Origin of the sequence: Kitasatospora sp. NPDC127121 (assembly GCF_042677305.1) — a bacterium.
GTDB lineage: Bacteria > Actinomycetota > Actinomycetes > Streptomycetales > Streptomycetaceae > Kitasatospora.
In genome coordinates this window covers 61897-72493 of record NZ_JBHXTQ010000041.1, presented here as the reverse complement: position 1 = coordinate 72493, position 10597 = coordinate 61897, and the positions used below count along the sequence as shown (strand labels likewise).

Sequence of the window (10597 nt, the reverse complement as noted above, 5' to 3'; positions counted from 1 at the left end):
CAGCGACGAGCATCGACCTCGGATATGTCCCCATCCATGAACAGCTCAACGAGCTAACCCGACAACCGTCACGGTAAGCACCGTTGCAGTACTAGCGGCGGGCGAGGCCGTCGATCATCAGGGAGACGGTGAAGTCGAAGCGGTCGTGGCCCGTGCCGGCGGTGATTTCGGCGGCGTGGCGGGTGGTGTGGGGGAAGGCCACGGCGGGCAGGGCGGTGAGGCGGCGCAGCAGTTCGTCGCGGTCGAGGACCCACGCGTCGTCGTCGTGTGCCGCTCGCTGGCGCACGATCGAGGCTTCGAGGCAGTAGGCGGCCACGTACAGCAGGAGCGCGTCGACGGCCCAGGCGGCGGCCTGTGGGGCGACGCCGCCGGCGAGCAGGATCGCCAGCATCCCTTCGCTGACGCGCATGGTTTCGAGGTCGGTGGGGGCCATGGCGAGCGCGGCGCGGGAGATCCCGGGGTAGTCCAGGTACTGGTCGCGGATCTGGGTGCAGACGCCGCGGATCTGGTCCCGCCAGGCCGTGGGGTCGGGCTCGGGCAGGGCGAGCGCGGCGCACAGCCGTCCGATGAGCAGCTCGTCGAGGTCGGCCTTGTTGACGACGTGGGCGTAGAGCGAGGCGGGTCCGGTGTCGAGGGCGCCGGCGAGGCGGCGCATGGTCAGTGCCTCGTAGCCCTCGGTGGCGATGACGTCCAGCGCGGTGTCGATGACCTGGTCCACGGTGATGGGGGCCTTGCGGCGCCGCGGCCTGGGGTCGGTCTCGGCGTCGGGGTTCGGCGGCTGGTGGCGTGCCGCGCGTCGCTCTCTCGGGTTCACCGGACCATCATAGCTTGACACGAACGCCGTTCGTTTATAGAACACTGTTCGTGACTACGAATGTGAACCAGGATTCGAACCAGGCCGTGAGCCGGGACGTGCAGCGGGAAATGGACGTGGACGTGGACATGGACGTGGACGTGACCGTGGTCGGCGCCGGGCCGGTGGGCCTCGTGCTCGCCGCCGAGCTGGCGCTCTCCGGGGCGACGGTGCAGGTGCTCGAACGGCTCGCCGAGCCGGACCGGTCGATGAAGGCGGGGGCGGTCAACGTCCCGACGGCCGAGGCGCTCGACCGCCGCGGCCTGCTGCCGGCCGCCGAACAGGTGCAGCGGGAGCAGCTCGAACGGGTCGGGTCGTTCGCCCGCGCGGTCGACCAGCCGCCCGGCGGCGGCCGGCCGGCGCGCGCACCCCGCTTCACCGGGCACTTCGCCGGGATGGTCCTCGACGCCGACCTCGTGGACTGGTCCGACGCCGACCTCGCCGCGCACACCGCCGTCGACGGAGCGCGGATGGTGCCGCAGCGCGAGCTGGAGGCACTGCTGGCCGGCCAGGTCGCGCGCCTGGGCGTGGCGGTGCGTCGCGGGGTGGAGGTCACCGCGCTCGAAGACACCGGCGACGGCGTGCTCGTCACCACCACCGCCGGCACGGTGCGCACCGGATGGCTGGTCGGGTGCGACGGCGGGCGCAGCACCGTGCGCCGCCTCGCGGGCATCGGCTTCCCCGGCACCGACCCCGAACTCACCGGACACCTGGCGGTCGTCGACATCGCCGACCCCACGATGCTCGCGGACGGATGGGCGTGGTCGACCAAGGGCGCCTACCGTTACGGGCCGCAGCCCGGGCGGGTGGTCACCGTGGAGTTCGACGGCGGCCCCGCCGACCGCTCCGCGCCGGTCACCCTTGAGGAGGTGCAGAGCAGCCTGCGCCGGGTCTCGGGCACCGACGTCACCCTCACCGCGCTGCGCGGCCCCGCGACCCGCTGGAGCGACAACGCCCGCCAGGCCGCGGCCTACCGCTCGGGGCGGGTGCTCCTGGCCGGCGACGCCGCGCACGTGCACTCGCCGTTCGGCGGCCAGGGGCTCAACCTCGGGGTCGGCGACGCGATGAACCTCGGCTGGAAGCTCGGCGCCGTGGTCGCCGGGTGGGCGCCCGAAGGGCTGCTCGACACCTACGACGCCGAGCGCCGCCCCCTCGGCGCCTGGGTGCTGGACTGGACGCGGGCCCAGATCGGGGTGATGCGCGGGGACGCCAAGTCGGCCGCGCTCCGGGAGGTCGTCGCAGACCTGCTGGGCACCGGGGCGGGCGCGACCCACGCGGTGAAGAAGATCTCCGGGGTGACGCAGCGCATCGACCTGCCCGGCGACCACCCGCTGGTCGGGCGGTACGTCCCCGACCTGTGGCTGGGGGACGGCTCCCGGCTGGTCGACCACGGCCACGGCGGCGGGTTCCTGCTGCTCGACCGCACGGCGGACGGCGCGTTCACCCGCCTCGCCTCGGACTGGCCCGGGCGGGTGACCGCGGTGACCGCTGTGACCGACGACAGTGCGACACCGACCGCAGTCCTCGTCCGCCCGGACGGAGTGGTCGCCTGGGCCTGCGACACCACCGACACCGCCGCCGACGCTGCCGCCGGCCTCGAAGCCGCCCTGCACCGCTGGGCGGGCGCCCCGTCCCCCTCACCCGCCCCCAAGCCAGTGCGCTGAACTTCGAGCCCTCCGACCGCCCCCGGAATCGGGACGGCTGCACGGACGCCCGATGCCCCGGTTGGCGCGTCGGCGGCGATCGGGCCGAACTCGGCCGCGAAAGGAGCCCGATGAAGCAACGCCCGAGAGCGCCGACGAGGACACCGTGAACCGCCGGACCCCCCGCCCTGAAGACGGTCCGGGAGATCTGGAAACGTTCGATGCCTGAGTCCGTAAGGTCCTTGACGCGCGAGACCTCTTGCGAACCGCCACTGCGAACTCCCTAGAGCACTCAACCTGTGTCCTAGGTCAGAAGGTAGAGCGAGGAGAAGTGCTGTCGGCTTCAACGTCGGTGCACTAGTGTGCTCCTGAGTGACTATCACCTCGACCGAGGAGTAGCGCATGGCCAGCTCCAAGACGTTCACCGCGATCGCCGATCACTACCGGCAGGCGATACTCACCGGCGAACTCGTTCCAGGCGAGAAACTCCCGACCAACAGGGAGATGTGCCAGCGGTGGAACGTCGCAGCGGCAACCGTCAGCAGGGCCTTGAACCAGCTGATGGTGGAAGGGCTCATCAGGACGAGTCCGCGTGGCACGTTCGTCGCGGACGAGGTGACGTCGACCGCGACGGGGCGGGACCGGTTGACCACGGTCCAGCGGCTCAGGTCCAGCCTGATGGAGGGCGAAACCAGCCGGGTCACGGCCGCCGAGCTGGTGGTGCCCCCGTTGTACGTGCAGGACATCTTCAACCTTGATCCCGGCGATCAGCTGGTCAGGCGCGAGTACATCGCGGGCCGGGGCCGGAGCCGGACCATGCTGGCGGTCGTCTGGTACCCGGCGCACTTCGCCGCGCTGGTGCCGGACCTGCTCTCGACGGCGCCCGGCAAGAACGCGGGTCTCACTGCGAAAGTGCTCGACGCTTCCGGCCGGACGATCACGCATGCCCGGGATGACATGCATGCCCGGGAGTGCGATGCCCGAGAGGCATCGGCCCTGGGTCTTCGCGTGGGGTCCCCGGTCCTGGGCGGGGTGCATCGCTGGTCGGACGACGAGGGCGTGATCGAGTTCGGCCTCTGGGTCGTCCCGACCCGGGTCACGGTCGGCTACGAGTACGGCGCCTGAGCCCCCGACACCTGCGCCACCGACAAACGCACAAGCCGCCCCGGCCCCGTAGGCCGGGGCGGCTTCCTCGAATGATCGGTCCCGTCTCGGTCAGGGGGAGTCCGGCCTGGGGATGCGGACGCTGGCGGAGCGGAGCTTGGTCTCGACCAGCGCGACCAGCCGGGCCTCGGCCGATCCCTGTTCTTCGCCGTGGTGGGCGATCAGCTGGTACCGGGTCGCGGCTTCGGTGCGGGCTTGGAGGCCGGTCACGATCTTCAGCTGGGCGGGGTTGGCGAGGAAGTGGTCGGCCGCGGCGGTCGCGAGTTCGGCGATGCGCGGGTCGTCCGGCTCCCAGGTCGCGGCTTCGGCGCCGCGCTTGAGCAAGGCGACGAACCGGCTGTCCAGCAGGGCGTGTTCGACATGGGTGAGGTAGTCGTCGAAGCCTTCCGGGACCAGGGCCCTGGCCAGCACCCAGCCCTCCCTGGTGGCCGCCGCCTCGTCCGGGGTGAAGCCGAGGTCGGCCATCCGCTCCAGCAGTGCCACGGCGCGGTCGGGCAGCAGCGCCCGGTCGCCGTCGGCGAGCCGGTGCAGGGTGTCGCGCCGCGCGGTCAACTCCTCGATCCGCTCGGTGAGTTGACGTTCGACGTCGGCGAGCTTGGCGGTGAACAGCGCAGCGTCGGCGTCGAGCAGGGGCCCGGTCTCGGCCAGCGGCACCCCGGCGGCGGCCAGCGTCCGGATCTGTACCAGCCGCAACAGGTCGGCCGATCCGTACCGCCGGTATCCGGAGCTGTCGCGTTCCGGCTCCTCGGCCAGGCCGAGCTTGTGGTAGTGCCGCACCGTCTTCACCGTGATGCCGACGAATGCCGCCGCCTGCCCGATCGTGACTCCGTTCATCCGCCAATCCTGCCTCGTACGCGAACTCGGTGGCTCCGCACACCACATCAGTCCGTCGGCCGGGCCGGATCGGCCGGCCCGCCGCAGAACACCTCGTCGACGAGCCTGTGCATCGCCTGCTGGAACGCCCCGCCGATGGACAGGTCGGCGTCGTCCACGCAGTTCAGCGCGGCGGTCAGGGTCCTGCTGCCGTCGGGCGTGCTGTACATCAGCGCCGCGTGGCCCACGGCGGCGCCGTTGTGGGAGACGACGGTGGCGCCGCCGTCCGTCGTCACCACGAACACGCCCAGGCCGTAGTCCATGTTCGGGATGCCCGTCGGGTGCGGGGTGCACATCTGCGCCAGCAGCGGGGCCGGCAGGAGCCTGCCGCCCAGCAGTGCGGAGATGAACGTGTGGAGGTCCCGGGTGGTGGAGATCATGTCGCCGCCGCTGGAGATCCAGGAGGGGTTCTGGCCGGTGATGTCGATCGTCCTCCGCTCGCCGGCGTCCTCGTACCGGTAGTAGGCGTGGGCGTGCGGCTCGGGGATCTCCGGCGAGGCGCCCGGCAGCACGGTGCCCGACAGCCCGAGCGGCCCCAGGATCAGCCGCCGCATCTCCTCGGCGAGCGGGCGGCCGGTGACCTTCTCGATCAGCAGCCGGGCCAGCACGTAGTTGGTGTTGGAGTAGCTCCAGCCCGCCCCCGGCTCGAACCGGGCCGGCCTGGACAGCGCCAGCCGTACCAGCTCCTGCGGCCGGTAGGTCTTGAACCGGTTGTCCATCCACTCCCTGCCCGTGGGGCCGTAGGGGATGGGGATGCCTGGCGCGACCGTCCCGTCGGCGTAGACCTCGCCGGTGTGGTTGAACACCCCGCTGGTGTGCTGCAGCAGCATCCGCACCGTGATCCGCCCGTCCAGCCCGAACTCGGGCAGGTAGTGCGCCGCCGGGGTGTCCAGCCCGACCTTGCCCTCGGCCACCAGTTGCAGTACCAGGGTCGCGGTGAAGGTCTTGGTATTGCTGCCGATCCGGACGTGCCCGTCCGTCGGCGGCTTCGCGGCCCCGCCCAGTTCGGCCGCCCCGGCGCTGCCGGTCCACGCGCCCCGCTCGTCGTGCACGCGCAGCGACACCCCGGTGAAACCGGAGTCGACGATCTCCTCGATCGCCTTCTGCAGCTCCGGGCGGTCCTGCCCGGGGGCGCCGAGGGCGACGGTCCGCAGGGTGCTCTCGTCCTGGTCGGAAGGGCCGGAAAGGGGGAGTGACATGGTGGTGTGCTCCTTCGCATCGGTGACGCCCGGTCGGCGTCGCGCCGTTGCGAGGAGCTTGAGCCCTGACCCAGGGTCAACCTCAACGGTGATCTGGCTCACAGGCGGGCGGGGGCTCGGTCGTCCGTGTCGCCGCCCGCGTCGCGTCCGGCGCGCCTTGCGCCGCATACCGGGCACAGGTGCGGGTCACTGTCACACGAGCAGCGCCTCGAACTCCGGAAGTCGGCCGAACAGGTCGGGGAGGCCGCGCAAGCCGTTGCGCACGGACTCGTGTGACAGCGCGAGGTCAGGGCCGGTGCTCGCCTCGACACCGGCGAGGCACCGGAGGATGTTCCACCTCGTGTGCCCCAGCCAGCCGCCGATCATGAACGCGAACCAGCTCGGACCTGACGGCGGCAGCGCTCCGCCCCCCGCGACATAGCCGTCGAGGACCGAGCGGAAGACGGCGGGCTCGATGTGGTCGAAGCCGGGCCCCTTCGCGAGGCTCAGCGCGGTCGAGCCGAGCTCACCGGACAGGTCGAGCATTCCCGAGAGCTCCCAGTCGAGCACCACCGGCCGACCCTCCCGAGCGAGCAGGTTCCACGGGTGGATGTCCTTGTGGGTCAGCACGACGGGGCCCGGCCGTTCGCAGGTGTCGACGAAGTGGGCGATCGCGAGGAACGTCTCGACGCGAGAGGCGAGTTCGTCGGCCCACGGCTGTCCGGTCGCCGCTGCCCGCGCGGCGAGCTCGGGCCAGTCCCGTGACGTCGGTTCCTCGATCGGCACATGGGTCCACGAGACTTCGAGCGCGTGGATGCGCGCGAGGATCTCACCGATCTCGAACGCGTACGCCGCCGGCACCGGTGCTTCCGGCATCTTCTCTCCCTCGACCCATCGGTGCACGAGCGCGTGGTGGCCGGCCGAGATCGGCTCCGGCATCGGGATGCCGGCGGCGAAGGCCGCCCGCTCAAACCTGAACACGTCCTCGACGCGATAGGTCCAGCGGCGGTCGACGAGGTTCAACTCCTTCACCGCGAACGACCCTTGGTCGGTGTCGAGCCGGTACGTCCGGTTGGCGAACCCACCGTGGACGCGGATCATCGGCCCGATCGGCACGCCGAGATGCGAAAGGTTCACCCACGCATGCTAGGGGCCGGCAGTCATCGATGCACCGGACTTTCCCGCGCCATGGTGCGGAGGTGCTGCGGAGGGTGCTCAACCCGCACGCCGGGCGAGAGGCGGCGGCGATCGGAGCGGGAGTGCCGAAGGCCGGACCGTCCCGGTGTCGCCGCAGGTCACAGACCCGTGCCGACTGCTGCGCCGGCCCCGCCGGGCGCGTTGCCGGGCGGGGCGGGTGTCGGTGGCCGACCGTGCGCAGCCCGGTCTGACCGGGTGGGTGTCAGGCGGCGTTGTTGCCCGTCAGGCAGAAGTCCTTGTCGGCGACGTGTTCGGTCAGGTACCCGGCGGTGATGAGGGAGGCGACGTCGTACGTGCCCGGGATGTCGCCCGGCTTCAGGGTCGGGTCGAGCCATTGCTGGAGTCCGTTGCCCGGCTGGGAGAACGCGCCTGCGATGTGCCCCTGCTGGACCTGGAACGGCTTCTGTACCTCGAAGCAGTGGTAGTTGTCCTCGCCTCCGTTGAGGGAGTCCGGGGGAAGGGCGCGCTGGGGGAACGGCGTGCCGCCGGGGGCGAGGAACGAGCCGTAGGCGCTGTTCCCGAAGCGGTCCAGCTTCTGGTGCTCCGTCATGCTCTGTACGGCCATGTCGAGGGTGCCGTTGTTGTCGGTGAAGCCGTTGTTGTCCGGGTACTTCCACCCCCTCCAGTCCCGGTACCAGTCCAGGAAGCGCACCGGCGTCACTCCGCCCAGCCGGTCGTAGCCCGCCAGCAGCTTGGTCACCACGGAGTCCGTCGGCAGGGTGACCGGGCCGAGTTCCTTCCGGGTGCAGAGGTAGTCCTCGGCGCCGGCGTCGCGGACCTTGGGGACGCCCGCGCACTCCGTGATCGGCACCCCTCGGGAGGCGGAGGACTGGGCGGCGGCGGTGCCGGTGGCGGCCAACCCCGTCAGGGGTAGGGCGAGCGCCAGCGAGAGGGCGGCGAGAGCGGGGGTGCGCATGGGTGGGCGACTCCGTTCGGGGGGCGGGGCGGGGAGGGCTGCGGCCATCGGCTCGTACGGCGGACCGTGTGTCCGCTGGACCCGCGCACAGTTACGCACGGCGATTTGCCTTCGTGTGCGCACAAGGCCTCCGGCGCCGCTGGTGCCCACCCGTTCGGCCGAGGCCGCTGACGGTCACTCGGCTCGCGGGAACCGAACCCGTCCCGCGGAGACGTCACGCGGAGTACTGCCCCACCCCGGGTGGCCGCCCGTGCTGGGCCGTCGGCGCTGGCTCCGGCCAGCGGATTCGGCGACCGGAGGGCCGCCCCCGATGTGGCGGCGGGCTTGTTCGGATGCGGATGTGCCGGAGCGCGGTAGCTGTCACGTGCCGATGGCCGATCCGATACCGAAGACCGAGGCTCTCACCTCGGCCCTGTACCAGCCCCCCGGGGGGAAGGCGGGCCCTACATCGTGGATTGCCATCCTTGACCGAGCGCGGCGCGAACTTCCGCCTCGACGATGGACGGCACGACGGGGAACGCCGGCGTGGCCGCCAGGAGCACCGCGCCCCTCTGGCCGACCCGTTGTACCGCGAAACGGGACATGCCGTTGCTGCACGGGACACAGCAACGGATGCCACCGATCACCCGCCACCGGTACACCACACCGTCGACGGTGATAAGACGCGAACCCTTCTTCCCCAGCGTCAACTGTCCCTCCTCGTCGAGAACCACAGTATCGACCACAATCCACCACCAGCCCGGCCCGGGCCGACTGAGAGGGCGAGCGAATCGGACCGGGTCAGTTGAGACCAGGAGCAGATCGCCTGAGATGGGACGGTCGCCGTAGTCGGTGAACCTGTTCGAGACACGCGGGCGAGAGGCGGCCTCGCCCCGGGGGGTGATGGCCGCCGTGCGCATCACCAGGGCACTACGCCGGCGTCGTCGAAGAACTGGCCGGTGGGGCCGTCGTCGGGCAGGGTCGCGAGCTTGATGGCGATCGCCGCGCCCTGTTCGGGGGTGCGCACGCCGTGGAAGCCGTTGAGGTCGGTCGCGACGTAGCCGGGGCAGCCGGCGTTGATCAGGATGTTCGTGCCGCTCAGCTCCCGGGCGTACTGGAGGGTGACGGCGTTCAGGAACGTCTTCGACGGCGCGTACGCCACGGCCACCGGACCCGCCGTCTGCTCGGCTGCGGCTCCTGACTGCCGGGTGAGGGAGCCGACGCTGCTGGACATGTTCACGATCCGCGGTGAGGCGGAGCGGCGCAGCAGCGGCATCATCGCGTTGGTGACGCGGATGACGCCGATCACGTTGGTCTCCACGACCGTGCGGATGGTGGCGGGGTCGACCCGGGTGGGCTCCTGCGGCATGCCGCCGGCGATGCCGGCGTTGTTGACGAGCACGTCGAGGCGCCCGGCCCGTTCCTCGATCAGCCGGGCGGCGGCGGTCGCGCTCGCGTCGTCGGTCACGTCCAGCGGTACGCCGAACGCGTCGACGCCAGCCGCGCGCAGCCTCTCCACCGCGGCCTCGCGGCGCTGGTCGTCGCGGGCGCCGACACCGACGCTCCAGCCGAGGGCGCCCAGGCCCGCGGCGATCTCGTAGCCGATTCCCTTGTTCGCGCCGGTGACCAGCGCAATCGTTCGTTCGCTCATGGGGCCATGCTGCCCTCGGCCCCCGGTGGGGGTCCAAGACCGATCGGGTGGGCATCGATACCGTCTGGGTATTGATCCGGAGTACCGTGGCCGGATGGAGACCCGGGAACTGCGCTACTTCGTCGCCGTCGCCGAAGAGCTGCACTTCGGGCGCGCCGCGCAGCGCCTCGGGATCGCGCAACCGCCGCTGTCACGGGCGATCCAGCAGCTCGAACGCCGGCTCGGGGCAGCGCTGCTGGACCGGACCAGCCGCACCGTCACGCTGACCGAGGCCGGCTCGGTGCTGCTGGTCGAGGGCCGGGCGGTCCTGGAGGCGGTCGACGCCGCCGAGCGTCGGACCCGCCGCGCCGCCGCTTCCCCCACCGGCGGCCCCGGCCTGGTCCTGGTCACGAAGGCCAGCGCGTCCAGCGAACTGCTGGCGGAACTGCTCGACGCATACGCCGCCGAACCCGGCTCGGTCCCCGTCGACGTCATCCTGTGCGGCCCGGCCGAGCAGGGACGACTTCTGCGCGAGGGCCGGGCCGACGTGGCGCTGCTGCACCGGCCGTTCGACTCGACGGCCGGGCTACACGCCGAGGCGCTCAGCACGGAGGGCCAGGTGGCGGTCCTGCCGGCCGGGCATCCGCTCACCGTCCGGGACCACGTACACATGGCCGACATCACCGGGCTGCCGGGCCTGCCGCTGCCGCGCTGGCCCAACCCCGACGGCACCTACGCACCCGGCCCCGGCCCCCAAGTCCGCGACCACGCACAGTTGTTGCAGCTCGTCGCGCTCGGCCGGGCTTGCGCGGTCTCACCGGAGTCGTGCCGAGCCCAACTGCACGGTGGCCTCGCCGCCGTGCCAGTGCTGGACGCGCCGAAAGTCACCACGGTGATCGCCTGGCCACCGCACAGTCGGTCCAGGGCCGTCGCCGACCTCGTCCGGACGGCGACACGTCTCCCGTAGTTCCCACATGTCCGGCCGGGTTCCACCTGTGGTGGCCCGGTTCATCGTGCTCGTCAGGTGGCTCCCCGGGTCCCTCGGGTCCATCGGTACGCGCGCGCCTTGGTGTCAGCTGTCACGCTTCGGCGCCACCTGCGGAGCCTCCCCGGTGGTGCCGTAGCATCCGGATGGCACAACGCACACCTGTCAGCGGGGGAGAG

Annotated in this window: 10 protein-coding genes; 3 read left to right on the top strand and 7 right to left on the bottom strand. The window is 71.6% G+C overall.

Features of this window, described 5'->3' with window-relative positions; all coding sequences use genetic code 11:
- Positions 1 to 91 precede the first annotated feature (91 nt).
- Positions 92 to 814, bottom strand: a complete 723-nt coding sequence (locus tag ACFVHI_RS21170; RefSeq protein ID WP_380341598.1) for a TetR/AcrR family transcriptional regulator — start codon at positions 812 to 814, stop codon at positions 92 to 94.
- A 128-nt stretch (positions 815 to 942) separates the two neighbouring features.
- On the opposite strand from ACFVHI_RS21170, the gene ACFVHI_RS21165 reads away from it, so the two are divergent.
- Both ACFVHI_RS21165 and ACFVHI_RS21160 read left to right on the top strand, forming a co-directional pair.
- Positions 943 to 2517 carry an FAD-dependent monooxygenase gene (locus tag ACFVHI_RS21165; RefSeq protein ID WP_380341603.1) on the top strand — a complete coding sequence of 525 codons (1575 nt, stop codon included), beginning with the start codon at positions 943 to 945 and terminating at the stop codon, positions 2515 to 2517.
- 381 nt (positions 2518 to 2898) lie between these two features.
- Entirely contained in the window at positions 2899 to 3621 is a 723-nt protein-coding gene (locus tag ACFVHI_RS21160) for a GntR family transcriptional regulator (RefSeq protein ID WP_380341595.1), read from the top strand.
- 90 nt (positions 3622 to 3711) lie between these two features.
- Here the strand turns inward: ACFVHI_RS21160 and ACFVHI_RS21155 are convergent, their stop codons facing one another.
- The 6 genes from ACFVHI_RS21155 to ACFVHI_RS21130 form a co-directional block, all read right to left on the bottom strand.
- On the bottom strand, positions 3712 to 4494 hold the full coding sequence (locus ACFVHI_RS21155) for a MerR family transcriptional regulator (protein WP_380341593.1): 783 nt from the start codon (positions 4492 to 4494) through the stop codon (positions 3712 to 3714).
- 47 nt (positions 4495 to 4541) lie between these two features.
- Positions 4542 to 5732, bottom strand: a complete 1191-nt coding sequence (locus ACFVHI_RS21150) for a serine hydrolase domain-containing protein (RefSeq protein ID WP_380341590.1) — start codon at positions 5730 to 5732, stop codon at positions 4542 to 4544.
- Positions 5733 to 5924: 192 nt separating this feature from the next.
- Positions 5925 to 6827, bottom strand: a complete 903-nt coding sequence (locus ACFVHI_RS21145; protein ID WP_380341587.1) for a phosphotransferase family protein — start codon at positions 6825 to 6827, stop codon at positions 5925 to 5927.
- 283 nt (positions 6828 to 7110) lie between these two features.
- Positions 7111 to 7824 (bottom strand): TNT domain-containing protein, encoded by a 714-nt coding sequence (locus ACFVHI_RS21140; protein WP_380341584.1) that lies wholly within the window; start codon positions 7822 to 7824, stop codon positions 7111 to 7113.
- A 443-nt stretch (positions 7825 to 8267) separates the two neighbouring features.
- Entirely contained in the window at positions 8268 to 8537 is a 270-nt protein-coding gene (locus ACFVHI_RS21135; protein WP_380341581.1) for a hypothetical protein, read from the bottom strand.
- A gap of 185 nt (positions 8538 to 8722) precedes the next feature.
- On the bottom strand, positions 8723 to 9454 hold the full coding sequence (locus tag ACFVHI_RS21130; protein WP_380341578.1) for an SDR family oxidoreductase: 732 nt from the start codon (positions 9452 to 9454) through the stop codon (positions 8723 to 8725).
- Between the two features lie 94 nt (positions 9455 to 9548).
- Here ACFVHI_RS21130 and ACFVHI_RS21125 point away from each other — a divergent pair, with 94 nt between their 5' ends.
- Complete coding sequence (locus ACFVHI_RS21125; protein WP_380341575.1) at positions 9549 to 10400, top strand: LysR family transcriptional regulator; 852 nt, start codon at positions 9549 to 9551, stop codon at positions 10398 to 10400.
- Positions 10401 to 10597 lie beyond the last annotated feature (197 nt).

Coding starts and splice junctions, on each gene's coding strand:
- ACFVHI_RS21140 (WP_380341584.1), bottom strand. CDS start 7,824: ATGCGCACCCCCGCTCTCGCCGCCCTCTCGCTGGCGCTCGCCCTACCC.
- ACFVHI_RS21155 (WP_380341593.1), bottom strand. CDS start 4,494: ATGAACGGAGTCACGATCGGGCAGGCGGCGGCATTCGTCGGCATCACG.
- ACFVHI_RS21130 (WP_380341578.1), bottom strand. CDS start 9,454: ATGAGCGAACGAACGATTGCGCTGGTCACCGGCGCGAACAAGGGAATC.
- ACFVHI_RS21165 (WP_380341603.1), top strand. CDS start 943: ATGGACGTGGACGTGACCGTGGTCGGCGCCGGGCCGGTGGGCCTCGTG.
- ACFVHI_RS21160 (WP_380341595.1), top strand. CDS start 2,899: ATGGCCAGCTCCAAGACGTTCACCGCGATCGCCGATCACTACCGGCAG.
- ACFVHI_RS21150 (WP_380341590.1), bottom strand. CDS start 5,732: ATGTCACTCCCCCTTTCCGGCCCTTCCGACCAGGACGAGAGCACCCTG.
- ACFVHI_RS21125 (WP_380341575.1), top strand. CDS start 9,549: ATGGAGACCCGGGAACTGCGCTACTTCGTCGCCGTCGCCGAAGAGCTG.